The 26691-nt window shown below is 65.8% G+C and carries 23 protein-coding genes; 11 read left to right on the top strand and 12 right to left on the bottom strand.

Annotated features, from left to right (window positions below):
- Nucleotides 1-81 precede the first annotated feature (81 nt).
- Nucleotides 82-792 carry a redox-sensing transcriptional repressor Rex gene (locus ITX31_RS08190; protein WP_194783575.1) on the top strand — a complete coding sequence of 237 codons (711 nt, stop codon included), beginning with the start codon at nucleotides 82-84 and terminating at the stop codon, nucleotides 790-792.
- Nucleotides 793-796: 4 nt separating this feature from the next.
- Here ITX31_RS08190 and ITX31_RS08185 read toward each other — a convergent pair whose 3' ends face one another.
- The 3 genes from ITX31_RS08185 to ITX31_RS08175 all read right to left on the bottom strand — a co-directional run bounded on the left by ITX31_RS08185 (nucleotide 797) and on the right by ITX31_RS08175 (nucleotide 3400).
- Nucleotides 797-1708: a hypothetical protein gene (locus tag ITX31_RS08185; RefSeq protein ID WP_194782922.1), complete on the bottom strand. Its 912-nt coding sequence runs from the start codon at nucleotides 1706-1708 to the stop codon at nucleotides 797-799.
- Nucleotides 1709-1881: 173 nt separating this feature from the next.
- Nucleotides 1882-2652, bottom strand: a complete 771-nt coding sequence (locus ITX31_RS08180; RefSeq protein WP_194782921.1) for a DUF6264 family protein — start codon at nucleotides 2650-2652, stop codon at nucleotides 1882-1884.
- Nucleotides 2653-2860: 208 nt separating this feature from the next.
- Entirely contained in the window at nucleotides 2861-3400 is a 540-nt protein-coding gene (locus ITX31_RS08175) for a YceI family protein (protein WP_194782920.1), read from the bottom strand.
- Between the two features lie 145 nt (nucleotides 3401-3545).
- On the opposite strand from ITX31_RS08175, the gene ITX31_RS08170 reads away from it, so the two are divergent.
- The 5 genes from ITX31_RS08170 to ccsB all read left to right on the top strand — a co-directional run bounded on the left by ITX31_RS08170 (nucleotide 3546) and on the right by ccsB (nucleotide 8534).
- Nucleotides 3546-4208 carry a histidine phosphatase family protein gene (locus tag ITX31_RS08170; RefSeq protein ID WP_194782919.1) on the top strand — a complete coding sequence of 221 codons (663 nt, stop codon included), beginning with the start codon at nucleotides 3546-3548 and terminating at the stop codon, nucleotides 4206-4208.
- A 96-nt stretch (nucleotides 4209-4304) separates the two neighbouring features.
- Entirely contained in the window at nucleotides 4305-4904 is a 600-nt protein-coding gene (locus ITX31_RS08165; RefSeq protein WP_194783574.1) for a TlpA family protein disulfide reductase, read from the top strand.
- 77 nt (nucleotides 4905-4981) lie between these two features.
- Complete coding sequence (locus tag ITX31_RS08160) at nucleotides 4982-5698, top strand: cytochrome c biogenesis CcdA family protein (protein ID WP_194783573.1); 717 nt, start codon at nucleotides 4982-4984, stop codon at nucleotides 5696-5698.
- Nucleotides 5699-5766: 68 nt separating this feature from the next.
- Entirely contained in the window at nucleotides 5767-7503 is a 1737-nt protein-coding gene (gene resB / locus ITX31_RS08155) for a cytochrome c biogenesis protein ResB (protein ID WP_194782918.1), read from the top strand.
- Nucleotides 7503-8534, top strand: a complete 1032-nt coding sequence (ccsB, locus tag ITX31_RS08150) for a c-type cytochrome biogenesis protein CcsB (RefSeq protein ID WP_194782917.1) — start codon at nucleotides 7503-7505, stop codon at nucleotides 8532-8534. Before resB ends, ccsB begins: the two co-directional genes overlap by 1 nt.
- Nucleotides 8535-8771: 237 nt before the next feature.
- On the opposite strand, the gene ITX31_RS08145 is transcribed toward ccsB, so the two are convergent.
- Entirely contained in the window at nucleotides 8772-9149 is a 378-nt protein-coding gene (locus ITX31_RS08145) for a PLD nuclease N-terminal domain-containing protein (RefSeq protein WP_194782916.1), read from the bottom strand.
- A 122-nt stretch (nucleotides 9150-9271) separates the two neighbouring features.
- Here ITX31_RS08145 and ITX31_RS08140 point away from each other — a divergent pair, with 122 nt between their 5' ends.
- Nucleotides 9272-9580 (top strand): DUF4229 domain-containing protein, encoded by a 309-nt coding sequence (locus ITX31_RS08140; RefSeq protein WP_194782915.1) that lies wholly within the window; start codon nucleotides 9272-9274, stop codon nucleotides 9578-9580.
- An 81-nt stretch (nucleotides 9581-9661) separates the two neighbouring features.
- The gene (locus ITX31_RS08135; protein ID WP_194782914.1) at nucleotides 9662-10711 is read left to right on the top strand and encodes a hypothetical protein; all 1050 of its coding nucleotides are present in this window, start codon (nucleotides 9662-9664) and stop codon (nucleotides 10709-10711) included.
- A gap of 62 nt (nucleotides 10712-10773) precedes the next feature.
- On the opposite strand, the gene ITX31_RS08130 is transcribed toward ITX31_RS08135, so the two are convergent.
- The 8 genes from ITX31_RS08130 to ITX31_RS08095 all read right to left on the bottom strand — a co-directional run bounded on the left by ITX31_RS08130 (nucleotide 10774) and on the right by ITX31_RS08095 (nucleotide 20458).
- Nucleotides 10774-12003, bottom strand: coding sequence for a glycosyltransferase family 2 protein (locus ITX31_RS08130; RefSeq protein WP_194782913.1), 1230 nt, complete (start codon nucleotides 12001-12003; stop codon nucleotides 10774-10776).
- A 30-nt stretch (nucleotides 12004-12033) separates the two neighbouring features.
- Entirely contained in the window at nucleotides 12034-12780 is a 747-nt protein-coding gene (locus tag ITX31_RS08125; protein WP_194782912.1) for a hypothetical protein, read from the bottom strand.
- A gap of 17 nt (nucleotides 12781-12797) precedes the next feature.
- A complete protein-coding gene (locus ITX31_RS08120; protein WP_194782911.1) occupies nucleotides 12798-14420 on the bottom strand; it encodes a polysaccharide deacetylase family protein in 1623 nt (540 codons plus the stop codon).
- A gap of 43 nt (nucleotides 14421-14463) precedes the next feature.
- The gene (locus ITX31_RS08115) at nucleotides 14464-15465 is read right to left on the bottom strand and encodes a dTDP-glucose 4,6-dehydratase (protein WP_194782910.1); all 1002 of its coding nucleotides are present in this window, start codon (nucleotides 15463-15465) and stop codon (nucleotides 14464-14466) included.
- A gap of 38 nt (nucleotides 15466-15503) precedes the next feature.
- Complete coding sequence (locus ITX31_RS08110; RefSeq protein ID WP_194782909.1) at nucleotides 15504-16856, bottom strand: nucleotide sugar dehydrogenase; 1353 nt, start codon at nucleotides 16854-16856, stop codon at nucleotides 15504-15506.
- Nucleotides 16857-17274: 418 nt separating this feature from the next.
- A complete protein-coding gene (locus ITX31_RS08105) occupies nucleotides 17275-18159 on the bottom strand; it encodes a 1,4-dihydroxy-2-naphthoate polyprenyltransferase (protein ID WP_194782908.1) in 885 nt (294 codons plus the stop codon).
- 202 nt (nucleotides 18160-18361) lie between these two features.
- Entirely contained in the window at nucleotides 18362-19498 is a 1137-nt protein-coding gene (locus ITX31_RS08100; RefSeq protein ID WP_194782907.1) for an AMP-binding protein, read from the bottom strand.
- A gap of 6 nt (nucleotides 19499-19504) precedes the next feature.
- Complete coding sequence (locus tag ITX31_RS08095; protein ID WP_194782906.1) at nucleotides 19505-20458, bottom strand: 1,4-dihydroxy-2-naphthoyl-CoA synthase; 954 nt, start codon at nucleotides 20456-20458, stop codon at nucleotides 19505-19507.
- Between the two features lie 126 nt (nucleotides 20459-20584).
- Between ITX31_RS08095 and ITX31_RS08090 the strand changes: the two genes are divergently transcribed.
- Genes ITX31_RS08090 through narJ form a run of 3 tightly spaced genes read left to right on the top strand, consistent with a single transcriptional unit; the run spans nucleotide 20585 to nucleotide 26678 of the window.
- Nucleotides 20585-24310, top strand: a complete 3726-nt coding sequence (locus tag ITX31_RS08090; RefSeq protein ID WP_194782905.1) for a nitrate reductase subunit alpha — start codon at nucleotides 20585-20587, stop codon at nucleotides 24308-24310.
- Nucleotides 24310-25986, top strand: a complete 1677-nt coding sequence (gene narH / locus ITX31_RS08085) for a nitrate reductase subunit beta (protein WP_194782904.1) — start codon at nucleotides 24310-24312, stop codon at nucleotides 25984-25986. The genes ITX31_RS08090 and narH overlap by 1 nt, the downstream gene beginning before the upstream one ends.
- Nucleotides 25983-26678: a nitrate reductase molybdenum cofactor assembly chaperone gene (gene narJ / locus ITX31_RS08080; protein WP_194782903.1), complete on the top strand. Its 696-nt coding sequence runs from the start codon at nucleotides 25983-25985 to the stop codon at nucleotides 26676-26678. The genes narH and narJ overlap by 4 nt, the downstream gene beginning before the upstream one ends.
- Nucleotides 26679-26691 lie beyond the last annotated feature (13 nt).

Below are 26691 nucleotides of genomic sequence, written 5' to 3'. Positions count from 1 at the left end.
CCGGTTCTAGAGTGGAGAACCTGCCGGGGCATCCCGGCCTGCAGGAGCAGCCCGTAGCGAAGGAAAGTTGCCGAAGTGAGTATGCCGGATGAGACAGCCGCCGCAGGCGCGGCCGTGTCCGCGCACGGACGGCACATTCCGCCTGCGTCCCTGGCTCGGCTGACCGTGTATCTGAGGGTCCTGGGAACCATGCTGACCGAGGGCGTCGAGCGGGTGTCCTCAGAGGAACTCGCAGAAGCGGCAGGGGTGAATTCGCCCAAGCTCCGCAAGGACCTTTCCTACCTGGGTTCCTACGGTACCCGCGGGGTTGGCTATGACGTGCCCTATCTCAGCGGCCAGATTTCGGCCGCACTGGGCCTGACCCTGAACTGGCGGGTGGCGATCGTGGGCGCCGGACACCTGGGACGGGCGCTGGCCGGATATCCGGGGTTCGGGTCCCGGGGATTCGAAGTGGTGGCGCTCTTCGACGCCGATCCGCTGACCGTGGGACAGGAAGTCGGCTGGCTCCGCATCAGCGACGTGCAGTCAATGGAAGCCGTGCTTGAAAAAACGCGGGCCAACATGGCCGTCCTGGCCGTTCCCGCCGAAGCAGCGCAGGAGATGTGCACACGCCTGGTGGACGCCGGAATAACGAGTATCCTCAGCTTCGCGCCGGTGGTCCTGCAGGCCCCTCCCGAGGTCCAGATCCGCAAGGTGGACATGGCTACCGAGCTGCAGATCCTTGCCTACCACGCGCAGCGCGCCCAGGTCTCCGCTCTCGCGACGGATGCCCAGGCGCGGCTCATGCGCTGAGGACCTAAGCGGTCCTGCCACCGCGGCTCGCCAAATACCTGCGGCTGGACGGCACGAACAGGAATCCGGTTCCCAGCATGGCCAGCAGCGCCGCGGCCACATGCGCGGAAGAACTATCCCGGAACCCCAGGAACAGGGCTGCGGCCACCACCACACAGGCGCCGGTCCGTGCCCAGCTCCTGCCGTCCCGGACCAGGGATGCCAGCAGCAGGAAAATGCCAAAGGCGACTGCGGCAACGGCGACGTCCGCGATCCTCGCCAGTGACAGGACCGTCTCAACCGGAACGCGCAGCTCCGCCAGCTGGGCGGCCGCCTGGGGCGCCGGCCGTGCCGGATCCAGGGCCGCACGCAGGCCGGCTATCAGGCCCAGCACGCCGCCTGCGGTGATGAGCAGGGCAGCGGTGTTTATGGCTAGCGGCGCGGGACGACGTGTCCTGCGGGCGGAGATCTGCGGCGGCCGCGGGACTGTTGCCGGAGCCGACGGCGAGCGATCCGGCCGGGGCGGCGTTTTGGCTGCTGGGCGCGCCACCGGGGGTTTGGCGGATTGCCCGGACATGCCTGCTCCCGGGCTGGACGCCGTCTCCTTCGCCGTGCGGTCTTCCTGCAGGACCGCCGACCCGTTCAGGGCGGCCGGGGAGGGGCTCAGCCGCGGCCTGCGGGCAGCCGGAGAGGAGAGCGCCAGCTGGATGACTGCATCCGGAAAACGGGCCCAGCCGAACAGGCGGTCGCCGATGCCCATATGGCTGGCGGGGGTTCTGCGGGGATGCGAGACGGAAGCATTACCGGCTGGCAGGTCGAGGTCCGGGGAAGAATGATCCACTTCCGCATGACGGCGATGGCCGGGATGCAGGATGCGGTGGGTGAGGGAATTGGTGCCTGCTCTGGGGGAGCGGGGAGCTGCGGGAGGAATCGTCATAATCGTCGCCGCCTTCACAAGACCGGAGAATCTAACCACCGCCGTGTTCCCGAAGGTGCCGGCGGAGACTCAACGCTACGCGCCGGCGCTTCGGCTGTGACCTGTGCAGCCCCGAACCCGTGCGCTGTGGCCGCAGATTCTTTTCGCGGGCCCTCAGAACGGGTACCGAGTGCCTAGTAGGCGCGGTAAGGGTTGAATTCCCGGCGCCGGAAGTAGGGGTTGCTCGGGCGGAGATAAAGCATCACGATTCCGGCGATTCCGGCCAGCGAGGAAAGCAGCGAGAGCCAGCCAAGCACCGATGTCACATATACGGGGAGGGAAACCAGCAGCCCGACGGCGGAAAAGGCGGCGAACACTGTGCCCAGGATCCGCGCCCAGTTGTGCCCCTTCAGGATGAACCAGGCGACCAGGACGTACAGGCCCAGTCCAATAATGCTCATGACTACGGAGAACCAGACGATGAAGCCGCCGGCGTCCTGGACATCGACGTTGGCGTCCCGCAGTGCGTCTATTTGGGACGTGGTCAGGACATCTGGGAGCCGGAAGGAAGTCACCAGGTTGTTGATGAGGGACAGGACACCGGCGGAGATGATGAGCCAGAAGCCGATGACGACTTCCCGCGGTGCCGGTCCCTTGGGCTGGCCTTGCCGCTGCGGGGACCCTGGGGAGCTGTAGCCGGAGGGCTGGGCGGGCTGGTAACCGTAGGATTGGCCGTACTGGCCCTGTCCGTATGGCCCCTGGCCCTGTTGACTTTCCGGCGCGCCGTAGGGCCTCGAGCCTTGGGCCGGGTCCTGGCCCGGCTGCGGTGGAATGTGCGCTGCGCCCTGCTGCCCGGATGGCTGGCCGTACTGTCCATAGCGTGGCTCGGGCCGGGGGTCCGGTGCGGAGCCGCCTTGGTCTGGGTTGCCGTGGTCCTGCGGATCGGGAACGTTGGGAGTGCTCATTTGTGGCCCGCCTGCCGTGTGGATTGGCCTGCCGGAGGGCCTCCGGCAGGGCAGATAACCCATCTGCGAAGTCGGAAACCAGTCTATGCCCCCGCCCTGTCCCTCCACACGGGCGCCGGATCTTTTGCCACGGCGCCTAAGCCCTTAAAGACGTGGATCCGAAGCGCGTCAAGAGCGCTTCGGATCCACGGTGATGCCTGGTGGCGGACTAGGCCTTGACGAAGGCTACGTCCACGTTGATGGTGACCTTGTCGCCCACGAGGACGCCGCCGGTTTCCAGGGCCGCGTTCCAGGTCAGTCCGAATTCCTTGCGGCTGATGACCGTGCTGCCGGCAAATCCTGCGCGGGTGGCACCGAACGGATCAACGGCAACGCCGTTGAACTCGACGTCGAGGGTCACCGGGCGGGTGGTGTCCTTGATGGTCAGGTCTCCGGTGAGCATGTATTCCTCGCCGGAACCTTCGATACCGGTGGCGGTGAAGCGCAGTTCGGGGAACTGCTCAACATCGAAGAAGTCCGGGCCCTTGACGTGTGCGTCGCGGTTGGCGTCGTTCGAGTTGAAGGATGCGGCATCGATCACGGCAGTGATCTTGGATTCAGCCAGGTCCTGGCCGACTTCCAGAACGGAGGTGACCTTGTCGAAGTTGCCGCGGACCTTGCTGATGCCGGCGTGGCGGACGGTGAAGCCAACCTCACTGTGGGATGAATCGAGGTTCCAGGTGCCTGCGGTCAGACCGGTGGGGATCATGTGTTTCTCCTTGGTTTCGCCGGTGGGAGGCGTTCTGCCCCATCACCATTAGATGCATTTGCATTCACTATTGCATACGTTGCTCAAAGGTTCAACCGTTTGTGAAGATTTAATCTTCCCCGGCGTGTCTGCGAGACTGGGAGGCATGTCCCGCGCCTCAATCCACCTCGTCCGTCACGGTGAAGTCTTCAATCCGGACGGCATTCTCTACGGCCGGCTGCCTGAATTCCATCTCTCGGACCTCGGCCGGGAAATGGCGGACCGCGCGGCGAAGTACTTCGAAGAACGCCGGAACGACGGCGCGAAGCTGGTTTACCTGGTTGCCTCGCCGTTGACCCGTGCCCAGGAGACAGCAGCTCCGATCGCCCGCTCACTCGGACTTGAAACCGTCACGGACGAGAGGATTCTCGAAGCGGAGAACCGCTTCGAGGGGCTGCCCGGGGTGAAGCGCCAGCTGCGCAACCCCAGGTACTGGCCGCTGCTGCGCAATCCGATGAAGCCATCGTGGGGCGAGCCTTACGCCCGGCAGGTGGAACGGGTCATGGCTGCTGTGCATGAGGCGAGGATCCACGCCCTTGAGCTGGGTGGCAGCGGTGCCGAAGCTGTCCTGGTCAGCCACCAGCTGCCCATCTGGGTCACCCGGCTCGCCGCCGAAGGGCGCAGGCTCTGGCATGACCCCCGCAGCCGGGAGTGCACCCTCACGTCGGTCACCACCCTGGACTTCAATGACATGGAACTTACCGGGGTTCGCTACGCCGAGCCGTCCGCCGACCTCCTGCCCGGGGCGGCGAATCTCCCGGGCGCATAATACAATTACTACGCGTTGTAGAAGTGGCCGCCCCCGGCCGCGATGAAAGCTGGAGCTTCCGTGAAGAAACCCAATAGCGAAACACCCCCTGCTGCCATGCACCGCAGGTCCTTCCTGCGGCTTGGCGCCGGGCTGGCAGTTGGCGTGCCGCTGGCGGCTGTCCTGGCAGGGTGCACGGCGGATGATCCGCTTGCGGAGCAGGCCAAGGCCGGAGACAACAAGAACTACATAGCCGGTGACGGTTCAGTCACGGAATACGCGCCGTCCGAACGCGGCGAGGCGGTACGCCTGACCGGAACCCTCTTCGACGGTACGGAAGTCAGCGCTGCCGACTGGGCCGGCGACGTCGTCGTCCTGAACTTCTGGTACGCCGCCTGTGCACCGTGTCGGAAGGAAGCCCCGGACCTTGTGGAACTCCATGACACCTATGCCCCGGAAGGCGCACGCTTCTACGGCGTGAACATCCGGGATGAGGCGAAGACCGCAGAGGCGTTTGAGCGGAACTTCGCCATTCCCTACCCCAGCTTCGAGGACCGCAACGGGGGAGTGCTGCTGGCCATGACCAGTTTCGTTCCTCCGCAGGCCGTTCCCACCACACTGGTCCTTGACCGCGAGGGCAGGGTAGCGGCACGCATCCTCGGCCTTGCGGACAAGGGCACCTTGAAGACCCTCATCTCCGACGCGCTGGCCGCGTAGCCGACGTGCCTCCCGTGCTTGCAGCTGCCTCCGTACCGGCAGCCAACGTCTTCGCCGAAACAATCCTGAATGGATCCATGCTGCTGGCGATTCCCGTTGCGGTGCTGGCCGGGCTGGTGTCCTTCCTTTCCCCGTGTGTGCTCCCGCTCGTGCCGGGATACCTTGGCTACGTCACCGGACTGACGGGAATCGACCTCCAGAAGCAGCGCCGTGGCCGGATGTTCACCGGCATCGCTCTGTTCGTACTGGGTTTCTCCGTGGTGTTCGTGGCAATCGGTGCCGGAATCGGACAGCTGGGTGCCTGGCTGCGCGGCCCGGACCAGGTGTGGATCCAGCAGGTGCTGGGTGCGCTGATCATCCTGCTGGGCGTCATCTTCATGGGCGGCCTGTCCTGGTTCCAGCGCGACCGGAAGATTGAGGCCCGCCCTCCCGCCGGCCTTTGGGGTGCTCCGCTGCTGGGAGTCACTTTTGGCCTGGGCTGGGCTCCCTGCCTTGGCCCGACCCTCTCCGCCGTCCAGCTGCTTTCGTTTTCCGGTGACGACGCCTCCGCAGCCAAGGGTGCGCTGCTCACCTTCGTCTACTGCCTCGGCCTGGGCCTGCCGTTCCTGCTGATCGCCCTCGGCTTCCGGCGCGGCATGGGAGCGCTGGGCTTCTTCCGCCGCTACCGCGTTGGACTGCAGCGCTTTGGCGGCGGCATGCTGATTGCCCTCGGCCTGCTGATGGTCACCGGCGTCTGGAATCTTTGGATCAACCAGCTTCAGGGCTGGCTGGACAGCGTGACCCTGCCGATCTGATGACTAAACCCCCGATTCCGTCCCCAGAGAACAATGAGAACCAGTTGAAACCGAAACCGGAGAGCGAAATGACGCCACAGCCTCCCGTGGAGAACACGGAAGCGGATCCCGCTGCTGCGGACCGCACGGGAAAAGCGGCTGACAACGACGTCGCCCTTCCCGCCCTGGGGCTGCGCGGCACCCTGCGCTGGGCGTGGACGCAGCTCACGAGCATGCGCACGGCACTGTTCCTGCTGCTGCTGCTCGCGGTGGCTGCGGTGCCCGGATCGCTGTTTCCGCAGCGTCCGGCCAACCCCGGGGCGGTAACCCAGTACATCCAGGACAATCCGGACACCGGACCCTGGCTGGACCGGTTCCAGCTGTTCGACGTGTACTCCTCGGTGTGGTTCTCCGCCATCTACCTGCTGCTGTTCATCTCCCTGATCGGCTGCGTCATTCCCCGTGCCAAGGTGCACTGGAAGGCCCTGCGCTCCAAGCCGCCCCGCACGCCCACCCGGCTCTCCCGGCTGCCTGAATACGGAACCCTGGCCGTGCCGGCGGGCACGGGACTCACCGCCGCCGAAGCTGCCCGCGACGCAGCAGCCGTCCTTCGCAAGCGGGGGTACCGCGTCGAGACCCGGGACCTGGACGGTACCCGCCCGTCCGTCGGTGCCGAGCGCGGTTTCGCCAAGGAGACCGGCAACCTGGTCTTCCACGTGTCGCTGATCGGCGTACTGGCATCCGTCGCCGTCGGCGGTCTGCTGGGCTACAACGGGCAGCGCGTCGTGGTTGAAGGGGACACGTTCGTGAATACCCTGGTTGGCTACGACACCTTCAGCCCGGGCACGAACTTCTCCGAATCCCAGCTCAGCCCCTACTCCCTGACGCTTGACGAATTCGACGTCACCTTCGACCGGCAGCCGAACGGCAACGTCCAGCCGCTGGACTTCACCGCCAGCGTAACCGTGCAGGAAGACGCGGAGGAAGAACCCCGCCAGGAGACGCTCAAGGTCAACGAGCCGCTGAACATTGGCGGCACCAAGGTCTACCTGGTCGGCAACGGCTACGCTCCGGTTGTCACGGTGCGCGACGGAGAAGGCGACGTCGCCTTCCAGGGCCCGGTGGTCGGTGTCCCGACGGACGGTGTGTACACCTCCCTGATGGTTATCAAGGCCCCCGATGCCAAACCGGATCAGCTGGGATTCGTCGGGTTCTTCCTCCCCACGGCCATGCTGGACTCCGCCGGCGTCTCCTTCTCCGGAGACCCTGACCCGGTCAATCCGCAGCTGAACCTGAACTCCTACTACGGCGACCTTGGTCTGGACGACGGCGTGCCCACCAACGTCTTCGTCCTGGACACCGATGAGCTCACGGAACTGAACAACAGGGACCTCGATTCCGGCGGCATCGTCCTGGGCATGAACCAGAGCTACGACCTGCCGGAGGGCAAGGGCTCCATCAGCTTCGACGGCCTGCTGCGCTACGCGGCACTGGACGTGCACTATGACCCGGCGAAGACAGCGGTAGGTATTTTCGCCGCGCTCAGCCTCCTCGGCCTCTCGGCGTCGCTCTTCATTGCACGCCGCCGCGTCTGGGTCCGTACCGGAACGGCCGGGGATGGCCGCATAATGGTCGAGTACGGATTGCTGGCCCGGGGTGAAGACCCGCGTCTGGAAACTGAGGGTGAAGCGCTGCGGACCCTGCTTGAAAAGATGTGGCTGGCGGACGCCCACGCCGCAACCCCAGCGGAAGACCGGGAATCCCCGGCCGACGCATCAGTGGCCGGCAGCACCGGACGCACGGAAGAAGAAGGTAAGGACTCCTAATGCCCTCCATTGACTACCAGCTCGCGGAATACAGCGAACTCTTCATGCTGCTGGCGGCGTTCACGTACACCGTCGCGCTGCTTGCGTTCGCCTGGGACCTGGCGAAGAGCAGCAAGACGCTGAAGGCGATCGACCAGAAGGCGGCCGTCCAGTCCACTCCGAAGGTCATGGCGACCGCGGGAGCGCCGTCGTCCGGCCCGGCGGATTCAAACCGGGAGTGGAACACCGGCGAAGCCGTCACCGCCGACGACGCCATGGGCTACACCGGTAAGCGCCGCAACGCAGCCCGCGTCGCCGTGGCCCTGACCGCGCTTGCCACGCTCATCCATGCAGCCGCCGTGGTTGCCCGCGGACTTGCCGCGCACCGCGTGCCCTGGGGCAACATGTACGAGTTCTGCACCACCGGCGCGCTGGTGGTTTCAGTGGTCTTCCTGCTGGTGCTGCTGCGCCGCGACCTGCGTTTCCTGGGCACCTTTGTGGTGGGCCTGGTGCTGATCATGATGATGGCTGCGACCATCGGCTTCCCCACCCCGGTTGGACACCTGATCCCGGCACTGCAGAGCTACTGGCTGATCATCCACGTCTCCGTCGCCGTCATCGCGTCCGCGCTCTTCACCCTCACCTTTGCCATGTCCGTGCTGCAGCTGCTGCAGGCTGACCGTGAGTCCAAGGCCCGCGCGGGCGGCAAGGAGCGCTTCGGCTTCCTGAAGATCGTTCCCTCCGCGCAGTCCCTGGAAAACTTCTCCTACCGCATCAATGCCATTGCCTTCGTACTGTGGACCTTCACCCTGATGGCCGGAGCCGTGTGGGCCGAGCAGGCGTGGGGCCGTTACTGGGGCTGGGACACCAAGGAAGTCTGGACGTTCGTAATCTGGGTCGTCTACGCCGGTTACCTGCACGCCCGCGCCACCCGCGGCTGGACCGGTACCCGTGCCGCCTGGCTCTCGATCGTCGGCTACCTGTGCGTGGTCTTCAACTTCACGATCGTGAACGTCTACTTCGCCGGCCTGCACAGCTACTCCGGCGTCTAGAGCTGACGTTCAAGAACCCCGCTCCGGCCTCTGCCGGGGCGGGGTTTTTTCTGCGACCGGCGGGGCTTGCAGTGCAGGGGCGGAGACGGGTCTGCTTCCGCCGCCGGGGGCGGGCGAAGCAAGGGCAGGTCACCACACGCCGGTCCGGGGACTCCGTCGAAGACTCCGCGGCGGGCAGGCAAAAAGCCCCGTTCCGGAAATGGATCCGGAACGGGGCTTCCCTGCCGAGAGGCCGGGCTAGCTGTTGCTGGGCTTCTCGTCGTCGTTCTGCTTGGAACGTTTCTCGCGGTCCGCGATTTCCTGCTCGCGGCGCTTGAGCTCAGCTTCCTTTGCCTGCTGCCGGCGGCGGATCTCCAGGTTGCGGAGGAACTCGGGGTCATCATCCGGGGCGGTGGGGCGCCGCGGAGCCCGTGGTTTGGGCTCGGGGCCGTGGCCGGGACGGCCAAAAAGGAACCAGAGGATCGCGCCCAGGACCGGCAGCAGCAGGATCACCGCGATCCAGAAGGGTTTGGAGATGCTCCGCACTTCATGGGCCCGGGACATGAGGCAGTCGATGAAGGCGTAGATAATTACGGCTGCGACGACGATGACGCCGAGGAGTACGAAGCGGGGCATGCTCCCCAGTGTAGTGGAGCCGGCTGGAGGCGGCCTGAATGGTTTCCAAAGGCACCTAATTCGTTCTGGGGGCTGTGAAGTGCCTGGGAGCCCGGATCCGTCCATACCCGTAGAATGGGCACGTGGCTTTCTGGAAATTTACCGCTCTCCGCCTCGGTCTGGTGGCAGTCTTCTTTATTGCAGGCATTTACCTGCAGCTTGGACTGGTGCTCTCTGCCATCGTCTCTGCCATTCTGGCCTGGTGCGTGACGTACCTGTTCTTCCGGGACATGCGCGACGCCGCGGCCGTTGGCCTGCAGAGCCGCTTCAGCGAAAAGACGCCTCAGTCCCGCAACCGTGCCGAGCTGGACGACTCGGCAGCCGAGGACTCCCTGCATGACGCCAACCCCGACGTAACCATCGACGCGGACCGCAAACCCCGCGAGAGCTGACGCCGGCCCCCGCTCTTCGTCCCTGTTAGGGTCGACGGACAGTCCTGTCCGCCACGTACCGGACAGGCAGCGGGGGAGTGCATGGAAAAGACAGAACTTAGGAACCGTCCGGAGCACAGCGAGAGTGCCTACAACCGGCGCTGGCTCATCGGTGCAACTGCTGGCCCGCTGGCCCTTGGGCTGGCTGCGGCAGCATGGATGGCCACGGTTTCCGGCAGTCTTCCCAGCCGGCTTGCCAGCCACTGGGGGTCCGACGGCGTCGACGGCTACTCTTCCCTGTGGACCCTGGCGGCCATCGCTGTCCTCGCCGGCGGAGGAAGCGGGGCACTCCTCGCGGGTTTGTCCGTCCTGCTCCGCGGCCACTCGGCGCTGACTGCCCGCAGCGGAGTAGGCTTCGGCATCGCGTTCGGAACCCTGATGACGGGGCTGGCCGCCGCAGTTGTCGCCGGTCAGATTGGGCTCGACGACGCTTCCCAGGCCGTGATTGACGGGGCGGTGATCTGGAGTTCGGCCGCAGCCGGCTGTGTGGCCGGCGGTCTCTGCGCCTGGCTGTACCGCCCTTCGGAGGTGGACCGCACACCCGCTCCGGAGACTGTCGACGCCGCCGCGGCCGCAGCGAACGCGGACTCATCCCTGGCGGCCGAGGCACGCCGTGCGGCCGGCAGCCGGCAAAGCCTGGCCATTGAGTTGTCCATGGGCATGGTCAGCTGGCTGCTCAGCCTGGGCACCGGAGCTGTAGTTGCCCTAAGCCTGGTGTTTGTCCATCCGGCGCTGGCACTGCTGGGGCTTCCCGCCGCCATGCTGCTGCGGATCTTCTGCTCCGGCAGGGCAGTCATCGACGACGCCGGTGTGCGGGTATTGGCGGGCGGGTTCTGGAAGGTTATGCCGCTGGCACATCGGGAGATCACCAATGCGTCCGTGCGGGACATCCAGGCACTGGACTTCGGCGGCTGGGGGTACCGGATCAGCGCCGCCGGCACCGGATTCGTCATGCGCAGCGGTCCGGCCCTGGTGCTGTCCACTGGGTCCGGGCCGCGGTTCGTGATTTCAATGCCCGACGCCGGGACGGCTGCCCGCGCATGTGCCCTGGTGAACGCGTACGGCGCGGGCAGCGAATCCGGCGGAGACTGATACGGCTCGGGCCTGCGGCCAGTGCCGTCATCCGGTCTCCCATGTTCGGTCATCTGCCGGGTCTATGTTGGCTGCAGCCTGCGCGTCGGGCTGACCCACACCCCGCTCGTCTTCTGTGTCCAGGACTGAACGAGAGTAACCAGACAGAGGCCGGCGTCCAGCAGCCGGACCAGCGGGAAGAAGAGTCCTACCAGAAGCAGGCCGGGACGCCGCAGGCTGCAGGCAACAAAGACCGTCAGGAGATAGTCAGGCAGAAGGACGCCGATCAGGATATCCACCGGACGCAGCAGTGCCACCTCTGTCATTTCTGAAATCAGCAGTATGGGCAGGCAGAGGAGCAGGACGATGCTCGCGGACACGAGCTCCACGATGTGCAGCGCCAGCACCGCCCAGAATCGACCCATATGAAGACCGTGCCTGCGAACGGTTTGCCAGAACCCCAGCGTCCATCGCCGTACCTGCCGGGTGTACTCCGCCAAATTGTCCGGGTCCTGGGTGTACGCCACCGCCGCCTGCGGATGGAACTCCACCCTGCCCAGCCGTTTGGCATGCACTTCGAAGGTCATGTTGAAATCCTCGATCAGCAGCCCCCGGGCCTCCACGTCAATGGACGGAAGGACGCGGGCCCGATACATGCTGGCGAACCCCGGAACAATGTTCACTACATTGGCGGGACGGGAGGCCTGACCGTATTTGAGCAACAGCTGAACGGCCGCATACAGGCGTTCCCGGTAGCCGAGCAGTATCCGTGCTGCCAATCCGTGCCTGCCGCTCTCGGGCAGCGACTTCGCCCGGCCGGCCACGGCAACTACCTCAGGGTCCCGGAACAGCTGCAGCCCGGTCTGCAGGTAGTCCGGAGACAGCCGGGTATCGGCATCCAGCAGCAGCACGACCTCGAACCTGTCTGCCATGTCGAAGTACTCAATTCCCGCGCTCAGGGCGCCGGCTTTGCCCCGGTTTGGTGACAGCTCTAGACAGTTCACTCCGGCTGCCTCGGCCTTTACGGCTGTGGAATCCGTGGATCCATCGGAAATTACATGAATATTCTTCGCCGGGACCAGGGTCAGAGCAGACGCGATGGTCTCAGTGATTACCAGTTCCTCATTGTGCGCAGCGATGAGCACAGCCACCTGGCCGGGGCTTATGGGGAGCTCCTGTGAAGCGGCCAGCTGCCGGGGTGAGGACCGGTTCTGCCATTCCCCAACCCTCCGCAGTAGTCCCGCAACGCCCCAGAACGGCGTGCTGATGCCGAGAACGAGGAGAGCAATCACCAGTATTGTCCAGGGTTCCATAACCTACTCCCAAAAGGTCGAAGTGAAATATCAGGGGCCGACAGGTGTCAGCTGCACCTGGCTGCTGGTGACGATTTCCCGCCAGGGACCATCGGGCACGTCGTCAGCCTCCACGAACTGCCAATCGACGAGGTCCGATGCTCCGTTGAGGTCAGCGAAACCCAAGCAGCCATTTAGCGCCGGCGAGACGTCAAGCCCGGCACCGTTGTATCGGGTATTGGCCGGACGGCGGTCGTCATCGCCAAAGACGTAATCGGCGTCGTCATAGACCGACGGACCTGCATCTTGGATTTGGCCGTAGCATTCACGGCCATCCTTGGACAGGCGGACCCACCGGTTCTTCATGTAGCTGAAGGATTTGTCAGTCTCCCGGCCGGCGTATCCCGGATCATCGGCCCAGGGAATGACGTCTCCGCGCATGCCGAAGGCCACTGGATTATTGACGTCGTCGAACGGCAGGTCCAGGTAGAAAGGGTTCTCCAACGGAGTCAGTTCCGTGGGGAAATAGCCGTTGTCCGCGGTCCGCTTTTCCGTTTCACAACTGCCCTCCACCACTCGCCCGTCGCAGCCGCCGTAGCTCTCCATCCAGTACAGGTCGTACGCGGACCGCACCTGGCTGCCGTCCGCGGCCTCAGGATCATGGATTTCCCCCACCCAGAAGGTGGTTGCCACGATGCCGGTGTGCAATGGGTATTCATCATCGCCGTAAGATGCCTCCTCCGGCGGCAGTACCGCGCACCCGGCCCCCAGCAGTCCGGTGACGACAGCGGCGGGCATGATCGTTATCCGTCCCCTCATTGGGTCTGGCCCGCGGTGGGTGCGGGCGAGCCGTCTTCCGCACGGGAGAGCGAGATGGCTTTATCCGACAGCGGCGGGGCCCCGGCGGAGCTGTACATCCCATAGTCGTCCGTGACCAGATACCCTTCAGAGGTCAGCGACAAGCCGAAACTGAGCGCTGTCGCTTCGGCCGGTACGGGCGGAGTCGTCCATTCGGCTTCCCGAAAGGCGGCGCTGGGCGCCAGTTCCGGGCTCGGCAGCCAGTAGGTCCACCTGCCAAAGCTGTCCCGGTAGTACACGCTGAACTGGGTGGGTGCGTCTGAGGTGTACCAGAGGCGGAGTGAGTAGCGTTCACCTTCCCGCACGGCGGGGGCGCAGGCACCCAGGTCCTGGCGCTGCACCAATTTGGCGTCGCCGGTGTCCAGCCGGTGCATCGTTATTCCGGCACCCGTGCTTCCGTTCCTGCCCGTGGCCTTGCCGGAGGTGGCCTCGTTGGAGCCAAAGCGGGCATTAGCCCAGCACAATGGCTCCTCCCCGGCCCACTGTTCAAGGTCCGCATTGTGGAGCGCGTTCACCCCGGGCGGTGCCGGCGCCGGGGCGGGCGCGGCGACGGCCGGGTGTTTCGGACCACCGATTACCTGCTGCACGGTTCGTACAACGGTGCTGCCGTCCTGAGTGCGGGTGGAAAGCCATTCGGTGAATTCCTGGAAGAGCTCTTCGTCAATATCGATCGAATCGCACTGGTAGGGGCAGAGACCATGGAACGTCAGAATGACCCAGCCGCCGGACGCCGCTTCCACCCTGTTCTGCAAATCGGCCAGCGTCCAGTTCCATTCCACCTGGGAGGGGGCTTTGAGGAGGTACGGTTCCTCCGGCTGGAATGATTCGGCGGTGGGGCAGCCTTCGCAGGAGGGGCCTGCCGTCCCGCCCAGTCCGCGGGCGCTGTTGTAGCCGCACGCTTCAACCAGGGAAGTGACTCCCTCACTGCTGGCGAAGGGGTAGGCGAAGTTGGTTACCTCGAACCCCAGATCGAGCAGGTTCTGCCGGTCCTGGCAGATTTCGCGCTGCGCTTCTTCCGGCCCGATGGTCTCAACATCCGGATGTGAGAAGGTGTGTCCGCCTATTTCGTGCCCGGCGAGGGCCATCTCCTTCGCCTTCCGGACGGTCAGGGACCCGGCGTCATCCAACAGGCCCGAGTTCAGGTAGAAGGTTCCCGGGAATTCGAACTCAGTCATGATCTCCGCTGCCCGCCCGGCACCGCTGAAACCGTCGTCGAAGGTCAGGCTGACCACCGTTTGGCCCGGAGCCACCTCCATGGGCCCGGACGGAACGTAATCCGGTACATCAATGGCCGCCGCCGCCGCGAACTCAGCCGCAGCCTTGTCAGCGGCGGACGGTGAGGCGGACGCTGAAGGCGGAGCTGTCGCCTCGGCGGCGGGTGACACGGTGGAGGCTCTGTTGTCTGACGGTCCCAGCCCTATGTCCGCCAGCCAGGCGCTGCCGAATGCCAGGAAGGACGCAGGCAGTGCCAGAACGATGAGCGCGGTGAACACCTGGAGGGACCGCTTGTGTTTTCGTGTGGCCCGGCGGGGGGGAGTGTTCCGCTCCCCGCCGGATGGGGTATGGCGCGTGGTGCCCATGATCAACTCTCCTTGGGAAGGCCGGCGAAGCCTGGCTGCGGGCCTAGGCTCCAGCCAATTCCGAGGAGGCAGGCAGGTAGGCGGGCAGCTGCTGACCGCCCTCGGCCACATTGGCGATGATTTCGTCTATGGTCGTGGCCGGGTTGAACCCAACCAGCTCGCGGGCCTTGGTGTTGTCGGGAACCCGGCGCCGCATATCCTCATACCCGGGGGCGTACGCCTGGTCGTAGGGGATGAGGGTAATGCTGCTTTTGCTCTCCAGCAGTTCCACTACGCGATGGGCGAAGTCAAGGATCGACACTTCCTGGGTGCCGCCGAGGTTGAACGCCTGACCGTAGGCAGCGGGAGTCTCGGCGATACGCACCAGCGCGGGCACGATGTCCCCAACGTAGGAGAAGCAGCGGGTCTGGCGTCCGTCGCCGAAAACTGTGAGCGGTTCGCCCCGCAGCGCCTGGCCCACCAGATTGGGAACTACCATGCCATACCGGCCGGTCTGCCGCGGGCCCACCGTGTTGAACAGGCGGACAATCGCAGCTTCCATGCCGTATTCCTTCCAGTAGGCATAGGCGAAGGCCTCATCGATGCCCTTGGCCGCCGCATAGGTCCACCGCGACTTCAGCGGCGACCCGAGGACGCGGTCGGACTCCTCCGTGAGGGCATCGGAGGTGTTTTTGCCGTACACCTCGGAGGTAGAGGCCAGGACCAGGACGGCGCCGGCGGCCAGCGTAGAGTCCAGCACCACTTCCGTGCCGTGGATGTTGGTGCGCAGGCTGGTCAGCGGATCTTCCACGATGAGCTTCACGCCGACGGCAGCGGCCAGGTGGAACACACGGTCAGAACCGGAGATCACGCTGTCAACGGCGCCCCGGTCCAGGATGCTCCCCTCGACAAACCGGAACCGCGGACTGTCCAAGGCCCCGCGGAGGTTGTTCAGGGAGCCGGTGGAAAGGTCATCCAGGACAACAACGTCATCTCCGGCTGCGAGCAGATACTCAGTGAGGTGGCTGCCGATGAACCCGGCGCCTCCGGTGATAGCGGTCTTCATGTAATCGAGTCCTTAGGGGTTTAAGCGTTGGGTGCGGGCTAGAGCTGGATCGTGTTTGCGGCTGCCGGGAGTTTGTAGGTCGTGTCGAGAACGGCCGGTACGGCGGCCAGCCAATCGAGGTTGAACTGGGTATGCGCGGTGTGCACGATGACGAGGTCCGGTTCAAAGGTTCCCGGATCCTTGAGCGCTTCCAGGGTTGCTCCGTTGACACGGATGCTGCCGATCAGCGGGTCAACGTAGCCGACCGTTGCGCCCTCGGCTTCCAGGCCAGCCAGGATTTCCAAGGCGGGGGATTCACGGACGTCCTCGACGTCGGGCTTATAGGCCACCCCGGCGAGCAGCACCCGGGCACCGGCGAGTCCCCGGAACCTGTCGGACAGGATCTTGCGGGCACGGCCCACCACCTCGCGCGGACGGGACGCAATGTTCTGCATCGCCTGTTCAATGACGGGAGCCGTTATTCTTTTGCTCCGCAGCTGCCACAGCAGGTAATGCGGATCGCACGGGATGCAGTGGCCGCCGACGCCGGGCCCGGGCACGAAGCGCATGAAGCCGAAGGGCTTAGTGTCCGCAGCGTCGATGACATCCATGACGGATATGCCCAGCGTGGTGCAGATAGTGGAGAACTCGTTGGCGAGGGCAATATTCACTGCCCGAAAGGTGTTCTCCAGCAGTTTGGTCATTTCAGCGGCCTCTGCCGTCGGAACGGCGTGGACCTTTGGCACGTACTTGCCGAGCAGCGCCTCGGCGCGCCGGCCGCAGGCTTCAGTGACGCCGCCCACGACGCGGGGGACCTGCTCCTGGCTGAAGTCGCTTACACCCGGATTAATCCGCTCGGGGCTAAAGGCGACATACACATCCGTGCCCGGTTCAAGTCCGCGTGCCCGCAATGGAGCAGCCAGCATGTCGAAAGTGCTGCCCACATAGGTGGTAGAGGTCAGGATCAGCAGCTGGCCGGCTACCGCGTGTTCCACCACGGTTCTGCAGGCGCCGCGAAGTATGCCCAGTTCGGGCACGAGGTATTCATCCACCGGGGTCGGGACGGCGATAATCACAGCCGAGGCCCGGGCCAGGAGGGCGGAATCGGCGGTGAGCGCGAAGTCGGGGTCGGCCAGGGCACGGGAAAGGCGTCCGCGGTCTTCGGCGAGCAGGTCCGCGCGCAGTTCGCGGATGGTCTGCAGCCGCTCTTCGCTGACGTCCACACCGAGCACCCGGTAACCGGCCTCGCGGAGCGCGAGGGACGTTGGCAGGCCCACGTAGCCCATGCCGACAACCGCCACGTCGAATTCAGAGGTTGATTCCGCGGGGCTGACGGGCAGTTCCGGGCTTGCGGTACTGACCGGGTGAAGCTGTTGATGGGTTTTACGGCGAAGAGAATGTTGCAGAGTCATGGTGAGACCCCCTGTCCTGTCGGATGGTATGTGCGCAGACCGACAGCCCCGAGCTGGCGTATGCCCCCAGTCAGGTCGGAAGAAACGGATGCTTCCGGCTGCGGCTGGATCAGGCTAAGAATCCGCGTGCACTGGAGGCATGCGTAGCAGCTACGGGCCTTCCAACAGGATCTACGTGGGGGTGCCCCAGGTTCTACTCACGGGTAGGTACGCACTGCGGTGCATCATCCGGGTCGAGGGCATGGCTGAGGAGGGCCAACGCTGTGCACCGTCTGCGGGGGGAGGAAAGTTGGAGTAGAAGGAGGGAGGGGCGGGCACTGCGAAAGCAGGCACGGGTGCTGCAGGGAGAGTCCGCTCGGCAGGGGCGTTCATCAATGGACCCCGGTGTGTTTCCAGGTCTCTCATGCCTCGGCTGAAGCTAGGCCAGCACCCGCGTCAGTACCAGGGACAGCCCGTACACAATGCTGAAGCCGAGGTTGATCAGCCCGGTCTGCTTGAGCACCGGAATCAGGCTGCGGCGCTTCTTGCCCTTGAGCATCAGCCAGCCCGGCATCAGGCAGGCGGGGAGCAGCAGCAGGACGAGCAGCACCCACGGGTAATCGCCCACCAGCAGCAGCGGCAGAAGCAGGGCCAGCGCCAGCATCATCACGTAGCTGATCCGGGCGGCTTCGTCGCCGAGGCGGACCGCAAGGGTTCGTTTGCCGGACTCCCGGTCTGTGGGAATGTCCCGCACGTTGTTGGCCATCAGCAGCGCCGTGGCAATCAGACCGGTGGAGACGGCGCCCACCCAGGCGGCGCCGTTGACGGTGCCGGCCTGTGTGTAGGTGGTGCCCAGCGTCGCCACGAGGCCGAAGAACACAAAGACAAAAACGTCGCCGAGGCCGAGGTACCCGTACGGGTTGCGGCCGCCGGTATAACCCCAGGCAGCGGCAATACAGCCCACTCCGACAAGCAGCAGGAACCATGCCTGGGAGAGGACCACCAGGGCGAGTCCGGCCGCCATGGCCAGGCCGAAGGCCAGGAACGCGGCGTACTTCACCGATTTGGCCGGTGCCGCACCGGAACCGGTGAGCCGCAGCGGGCCAACGCGGTTGTCATCGGTGCCGCGCACGCCGTCGGAGTAGTCGTTGGCGTAGTTGACGCCCACCTGCAGCAGGACTGCCACCACAGCGGCGAGAACTGCATTGAGCCAGCGGAAGCCGCCCAGGTCGAACGCCGCAGCGGAGCCGATAATCACCGGAGCAACCGCCATCGGAAGTGTCCGGGGGCGTGCCCCCTCGAACCATTGCGCCGCTGTGGCCACAGTCAATTCCTTCATCGTTTGGCTATCTTGGGCTGATGCTCACCGCCAGGAGGTCTTCCTGCCGGCACCAGCTTCATTCTCCCGCACCGCCGCCGGGAGCGCGAAAACGCCGTCCGCCGCGCGCCGAGATAGCAGAAACTGCACGTCTCAGCGCTGAGACGTGCACTTTCTGCTATCTCGATGGGGGAGAGGGGGAGGTGGCCTAACCGCGGGCGGCGGCCAGCAGCTGGCGTACGGCCAGCCGGTCGGTCTTGCCGCCCGGCAGCAGGGGCAGCCGCTCCAGCTCAACCACTACCTTGGGTACTGCGGGGGCTCCGAGTGCGGAGCGGACAGCGCTGCGCAGCCGGCCCGTGTCCACGGAACCGACGACGACGATTCCCACGACAGCGCCCCACTCCAGGTCATCGAGTCCCATGGCCACCGCCTGGTGCACCTCGGGAAGCTGTTCGGCGGCAGCCGCTACTGCCGCGCCAGAGACCTTCACGCCTCCGGTGACGATCACGTCGTCGAGCCGGCCTGTCACCGAGACGGTGCCGTCCCCGGACACCGAACCGGTGTCATCAGTGCGGAACCAGCGCTTCCCGGAACGGAAGGGAAACCTCTCGGCGCTCAGTTCGGGAGCGCCAAGGTAGCCTTCGGCCAGCATGTCGCCGGCGATCCAGAGCCGGCCCTGGTCCTCCTGCACCTCGACGCCGGGAAGCGGAACGCCGTCGTACACGCAGCCTCCGGCGGTCTCGCTCATGCCGTAGGTGCGCACCACCTGAAGGCCGGAGTCCTTCGCCTGCGCCAACAGGGCCGGACTGGCAGCCGCGCCGCCGAGCAGGATGGTGTCGAACCTCCGCAGCACCGACAGTGTGTCCGGTGCCGGATCGGTGAGCAGGCGATGCAGCTGGGTGGGAACCAGGGAGGTGAGCCGGGTCCGGTCGGTCATGGCCTGCGCGGCGGAGGTGAACGCTTCGGGGCTGAAGGGCCCGCTTGTATCCAGAAGCACCGGTTCGGTTCCGGCGTAGAGCGACCTCACCAGCACCTGCACGCCGGCAATGTAGTGCACCGGCAGGGCCAGCAGCCACTGGCCGTCCTGGCCCAGGTGCATGGCGGTGGCCATGGAGGAGGCCGCCAGGGCATCGGTGCTGAGCATGGTCTGCTTGGGTGTCCCGGTGGACCCGGAGGTGCTGATCACCAGTGCGACGTCGTCATTGGGCAGTTCGCCGGTGAAGGTCTGCGCGGGATCCGCATGCGGGGCAACGGCGGGGCCTTCCCCGGCCAGCGCCGCGGCAAGCGGAGGCAGCAGGTCCCCGGCGTTGAAACCGGACGGCGTGTGGACGGGCAGCAGTTCCATGACGTCCTAGAAGTAGTAGGGGAAGTTGGACCAGTCCGGGTCCCGTTTCGCCAGGAACGCTTCCTTGCCTTCCACCGCCTCATCCGTCATGTACGCCAGCCGGGTGGCTTCACCGGCGAAGACCTGCTGGCCGGCCAGGCCGTCGTCGGCCAGGTTGAAGGCGAACTTGAGCATGCGGATGGCCTGCGGGGACTGCCGGGCGATGTCCGCGGCATATTCGAGGGCCGTCTTCTCCAGGTTGTCATGGTCCACCGCTTCGTTGACGGCGCCCATGGCCACCATGTCCTCGGCAGAGTATTCGCGGGCCAGGAAGAAGATCTCCCGCGCCCGCTTCTGGCCGATCTGACGGGCCAGCAGGGCTGAGCCGTAGCCTGCGTCGAAGCTGCCCACGGTGGCGTCGGTCTGCTTGAACTTTCCGTGCTGGCGGGAGGCGATGGTCAGGTCCGAGACCACGTGCAGGCTGTGCCCGCCGCCGGCAGCCCAGCCGTTCACGACGGCGATGACCACCTTGGGCATGGTCCGCATCAGCCGCTGTACTTCCAGGATGTGCAGCCGGCCGGCGCGTGCCGGATCAATGGTTTCCCGGGTCTCCCCATCGGCGTACCGGTACCCGTCCCGGCCGCGGATCCGCTGGTCTCCACCGGAACAGAACGAATGCCCGCCGTCCTTGGGCGAGGGGCCGTTTCCGGTGAGCAGGACGGTGGCAACGTCCGGGGTCATCCGCGCATGGTCCATGGCGCGGTAGAGCTCGTCCACGGTGCCCGGACGGAACGCGTTGCGAACCTCGGGGCGGTTGAAGGCGATCCGTACCGTGGGCAGGTCGCGCACGACGGCGCCGTCGGCGTCGCGCTCCACCTGGCGGTGGTAGGTCATGTCAGTGAAGTCGTCGAAGCCGCCAACCACCCTCCACTGCATGGGATCGAAGATGTCAGAGACCTGCTCGGGAAGTTGTGTGCTCACGCATCGAGTTTATCGCGGCAGTAAAACCCGGTCCGAGGGGACGCCGGGGGCGGCTTCTTCGCCCGCCCGGAACGGGAATCCATCAGCATGCTGTCCGCCCCGGGAGGCGGCGCGTAGCTTGAGTAAATGGCTTCCAGCTCCGTGACGGGGACAGACGGCCCCGCTTCCGACGCACTCCTAAAACTCGGCAGGTTCTTCACCCGCTGGGATGAGACGGCCGACCGCCGTGCAGTCTTCCGTGAAGGCGGGCGGAAAGGTGATGCGTTCTACCGGAACCGGTGGAGCCATGACAAGGTGGTCCGCTCCACCCACGGGGTGAACTGCACCGGTTCCTGCTCCTGGAAGGTCTACGTCAAGGACGGGATCATCACCTGGGAAGCGCAGGAAACCGACTACCCCACGGTGGGCCCGGACCGGCCCGAGTACGAACCCCGCGGCTGCCCGCGCGGCGCCGCGTTCTCCTGGTACACCTATTCGCCCACCCGGGTGCGCTACCCCTACATCAGGGGGGTGCTGCTGGAAATGTACCGGGAAGCCAAACGTTCGTCCGGCGGAGATCCGGTGCTGGCCTGGGAAGCGCTGGTGGACGATCCCGCGAAGCGCCGCACCTGGCAGCAGGCGCGGGGCAAGGGCGGGCTCGTGCGCTCCAGCTGGCAGGAAGCACTGGAGATGACGGCGGCGGCGCACGTTTGCACGATCAAGAACTTTGGCCCGGACCGCTGCACCGGGTTCTCCCCGATCCCGGCCATGTCCATGGTTTCCCATGCTGCCGGGGCCCGGTTCATCAACCTGATCGGCGGGGTGATGAACAGCTTCTACGACTGGTACGCGGACCTTCCGGTGGCCTCCCCGCAGGTCTTCGGCGACCAGACGGATGTACCGGAGTCAGGGGACTGGTGGGACGCGACCTACCTGATGATGTGGGGCTCCAACATACCGGTGACCCGCACGCCGGACGCGCACTGGATGGTGGAAGGGCGCTACCGCGGCACCAAGGTGGTCTCCGTGAGCCCGGACTATGCGGACAACACCAAGTTCGCCGACGAGTGGCTGCCGGTCCAGGCCGGGTCCGATGCGGCGATGGCGATGGCCATGGGGCACGTGATCCTGAAGGAGAACTTCGTGGACCGGCGCGTGCCGTTATTTGAGGACTACGTGCTGCAGTACACGGACCTGCCGTTCCTCGTCACCCTGGTGGACGGGCCGGGCGGCACCACCGTTCCGGGCAAGTTCCTGACCGCACGGGACCTTGGCGGAGAGAGCGCGCAGGCGGCGGACGCCGCCTTCAAGACCGTCCTGGTGGACCGGTTCAGCGGAGCTCCGGTGGTGCCGAACGGTTCCCTGGGCTTCCGCTACAACGACGACGACGCCGGCAAGTGGAACCTCGACCTGCAGGGGGTAGTGCCCTCGCTGTCGCTTGCGGACACTGCCGGATGGGCGGGAGAAACATCGGGTGTTGACCTGCCCGTGTTTTCGGATCCCTCCGGCACCGGCAGCGTGGTGCACCGCGGCGTTCCGGCCGCGGACGTAGCCGGATGGAAGGTCACCACGGTCTTCGACCTGATGCTGGCGCAGTACGGGGTGGGACGGGACGGCCTGCCGGGGGACTGGGCGGCCGGATACGACGACGCCGCCACCGCCTGCACTCCGGCGTGGCAGGAGGAACTGACTTCCGTTCAACCCTCCGCGGTGATCCGCACCGCCCGGGACTTCGCGGCGAACGCGGAGAAGTCCCGAGGCCGGTCCATGATCATCCTGGGCGCCGGGATCTGCCAGTGGTACCACGGGGACGTCACCTACCGGGCCATCCTGGCAATGCTGATGCTCACCGGGTGCGAGGGACGCAACGGCGGCGGCTGGGCGCACTATGTGGGGCAGGAGAAATGCCGCCCCATCACGGGGTGGGCCGCCATGGCCTCCGCCGGGGACTGGAACCGGCCGCCGCGCTTCATGATCGGCACCGCGTTCTGGTACATGCACACGGACCAGTTCCGGTCCGACGGCTACTCCACGGACGGGGTGCAGTCCCCGCTGGCGGAAGGCCACCTGCGCGGCATGCACTCCGCTGACGTGATTGCCAAGTCCACCCGGATGGGCTGGATGCCGTTCTTCCCGCAGTTTGATGCGAAGAATTCCCTGGACGTTGCAGATGAGGCCGCGGCCGGCGTCGAACGCGGCGAAGCCGGCACCCCGGCACGCTGGGTGGCAGACCGCCTGAAGGACGGTCGGCTGCGCTTCGCGGTGGAGGACATTGACGCACCGGAGAACTGGCCGCGGACCCTCATCCTGTGGCGTTCCAACCTGCTGGGCTCCTCCGCGAAGGGCGAGGAGTACTTCCAGAAGCACCTGCTGGGCACGCTGAACAACGTGCTGGGCACCGACCACGGCGATGCCCGGCCCAAAGACGTGGTGTGGCGCGAGGAAGCACCCCAGGGCAAACTCGACCTGCTGGTCTCCGCGGACTTCCGGATGACCAGCTCCACCCTGCTCTCCGACGTCGTTTTCCCGGCCGCCACCTGGTACGAAAAATACGACCTCTCCTCCACCGACATGCATCCCTACGTCCACGCGTTCACCCCTGCCATTGCGCCGCCGTGGGAGTCGAAGTCGGACTTCGAACTGTTCCGCCTGCTCTCCGCGGAGTTCTCCCGCCAGGCCGCGGTGCACCTGGGGGTCCGCAAGGACCTGGTGGCAACCGCGCTCACCCACGACACCCCGGGGGAAATCGCGCAGCCCGGCGGCCATGCCCCGGATTGGAAGAACACGGACATCCCGGCGGTGCCGGGGAAGAACATGCCAACCCTCGCCGTCGTCGAGCGCGACTATCCGGCCGTGGGAGACAAGTTTGTTGCCCTGGGCCCGCTGGCCGAAAAGCTGGGATTCACCACCAAGCACGTCACCTACAGGGTGGATAAACAGGTGCGGCAGCTGGCGCAGAAACACGGGGTGTTCGACTCCGGTGCTGCCCGCGGCAGGCCCGCAGTGGACACCGACGCCCGGATGGCGGAGGCCATCCTGCTCTTCTCCGGCACCACCAACGGCGAACTGGCCGTCCAGGGTTTCGAGACCCTGGAACAGCGCACGGGCACGTCGCTGGCAGACCTGGCCGCCGGCGCCGAGGACAAGCTCATCACCTTCCGCGACACCCAGGACCGTCCGACGCCGGTGATCACCTCCCCGGAGTGGTCCGGTTCGGAGTCCGGCGGCCGGCGCTACGCCCCGTTCACCATCAACATTGAACGGCTCAAGCCGTTCCATACGCTCACTGGGCGGATGCATTTCTTCCTGGATCATGACTGGATCCGGGACATGGGCGAGGCGCTGCCGGTGTTCCGGCCGCCGCTTGACATGCACCGGCTCTTCGGTGAGCCCAAGCTGGGCACCCGGGGCGAACTGTCCGTTGCAGTGCGGTACCTGACTCCGCACAACAAGTGGTCCATCCATTCCGAGTACCAGGACAACCTGTTCATGCTCTCACTTTCCCGGGGCGGCACCGCGGTGTGGATGAGTCCGCAGGACGCGGAGCTGATCCAGGTGGCGGACAACGACTGGGTGGAGTGCGTAAACACCAACGGCGTGCTTGTTGGCCGGGCCATCGTCTCCAGCCGCATGCCCGCCGGGGTGGTCTACGTGCACCACGCCCAGGAACGCATCATCGATACCCCGAAGTCCGAGGCCACCGGGCGGCGCGGCGGCATCCACAACTCGGTCACGCGGATCCTGGTCAAACCCAGCCACATGGTCGGCGGCTATGCCCAGCTGTCCTGGGCCTTCAACTACCTGGGCCCCACGGGCAACCAGCGGGACATTGTTTCCGTGGTCCGCCGGCGCTCGCAGGAGGTGAGCTACTGATGAGGATCATGGCGCAGACGGCGATGGTCATGGCGCTGGACAAGTGCATTGGCTGCCACACCTGTTCGGTCACGTGCAAACAGGCCTGGACCAACCGGGCCGGCACCGAATACGTGTGGTTCAACAACGTTGAAACCCGGCCGGGGCAGGGATATCCCCGGCGCTGGGAGGACCAGGAGCAATGGCGCGGCGGGTGGGAACTGAACCGGCGCGGCAACCTGAAACTGAAGTCCGGCGGGCGGGCAGCAAAGCTCTTTGGCCTGTTTGCCTCTCCGGTGCAGCCTGAGCTCAGCGACTACTACGAGCCCTGGACCTACGATTACGAGAACCTGATCCAGGCACCGGCCGGCAACGATTTCCCGGTGGCGCGGCCCAAGTCCCTGATCACCGGGGACAACATGAAGATCCAGTGGTCGGCCAACTGGGATGACAGCCTGGGCGGTGCTCCGGAAACCGCGAGGCAGGATCCCGTGGTGGAGAAGCTTCGCCGCGATGCCGAGGACAAGGTGAAGTTCGAGTTCGACCAGACCTTCATGTTCTACCTGCCGCGGATCTGCGAGCACTGCCTCAACCCGTCCTGCATGGCCTCCTGCCCCTCCGGCGCAATCTACAAGCGGGAGGAAGACGGAATTGTCCTGGTGGACCAGGACCGCTGCCGCGGTTGGCGGCAATGCGTCACCGGCTGCCCATACAAGAAGATGTACTTCAACCACCGCTCCGGCAAGGCGGAGAAGTGCACGTTCTGTTATCCGCGGATCGAGGTTGGTCTGCCCACCGTGTGCGCTGAAACCTGTGTGGGCCGGCTGCGGTACATCGGGATCTTCCTGTACGACGCCGACCGCGTCACCGAGGCAGCGGCCACCCCCAACGAGCAGGACCTCTACGAAGCGCAGCTGGACCTGATGATGGATCCGAATGATCCGGAGGTTATTGCCGCCGCCCGGGCAGAGGGCATCCCGGAGGACTGGCTGGACGCGGCACGCCGGTCACCGGTGTACGCGCTGGCGAAGGAGCTGCGGGTGGCGCTGCCGCTGCACCCTGAGTACCGGACCATGCCGATGGTCTGGTATGTGCCGCCGCTGTCCCCGATTGTGGACGTGCTCAAGGACCAGGGGCACGACGGCGAGGACGCCCGGAACCTGTTCGGCGCCATTGAGGCCCTGCGCATTCCGGTTGAGTACCTTGCGGAACTCTTCACCGCCGGGGACACGGACCTGGTGACCGCAGTGCTGCGCAAGCTCGCAGCGATGCGTGCCTACATGCGGGCCATCACCCTGGGCGACGCGCCGGACGAATCGATCGCCGCCGGCGTCGGGATGACCGGGGAGTCCATCGTGCGGATGTACCGGCTGATGGCAGTGGCGAAATACGAGGAACGGTACGTGATTCCCAGCGCCCACCTCGAGGACGCGCACAACCTGGAGGAAATCGGCTGTTCCCTGGACACCGACGGCGGTCCGGGCATGGGCCAGACGGGAGTGTTCGGTGAAGCGTCCGGACGGCCGATGCCCGTGGCCGTGGAGAACTTCGCCGCGCTGGAGGCACGGCAGCGCGGCGACGACCCGGCCGGAAACCGGGACATGGCGGGCCGGGTCAACCTGCTCAACTGGGACGGACGGGGTTCGCCGCAGGGACTCTTCCCGCCCGGCCAAACCGGCGGCGGTGAACGGACATGAGCCTGCTGGAGAAGCTGCTGGGCAAACCCGGCAAGGGCACCCTGGCCCCCGAAGCGTATGCGGACAGCAACCCCCGGCGCAGCGCCGTCGTGCGCCAGGTCGCCTCGCTGCTGCTCCAGTACCCGGACGAGGACCTGCTGGCATCCCTGCCTCTGCTGCGCGCGGCGCTGGCTGAGGAGGGTGCGCTTACCGAAGGCATGGAGGAGTTCCTGGCGTGGTTCACGGACCGGCCGCTGACGGAGGTCCAAAGCGAATACGTCCAGGAATTCGACCTGTCCAAACGCCACAGCCTGCACCTGACCTACTGGACCGACGGCGATACCCGCCGCCGCGGCGAAGCGCTCGCCGCCTTCAAGGAGGTCTACCGGGAACACGGACTGCTGCCCGAGGGAACGGAACTGCCGGACTACCTTCCGCTGGTCCTGGAGTTCGCGGCCAGGGTCTCACCTGCCGACGGCTATGAACTGCTGCAGCGCTACCGTCCCTCCGTGGAACTGCTGCGGCTGGCGCTGCGCGACGCCGGCCTGCCCTGGCACCATGCCCTGGCCCTGGTCTGTTCCACCCTGCCCGGTGTCTCGCCCGAGGACGCGCAGACGGTGATGCGCACGGCCGGTTACGGCCCGCCCACCGAAAGCGTGGGCCTGGAACCTTACAGTTCCCGGCTGCTGCCGCTCTCTGAGAGGAACCCGTGATGATCCAGGCCGT

The organism is Arthrobacter gandavensis, from assembly GCF_015355785.1.
Taxonomy (GTDB): Bacteria; Actinomycetota; Actinomycetes; order Actinomycetales; family Micrococcaceae; genus Arthrobacter_B; species Arthrobacter_B gandavensis_A.
Note: the sequence above shows the minus strand (reverse complement) of the source record. Positions and strands in the feature narration are given on the sequence as shown.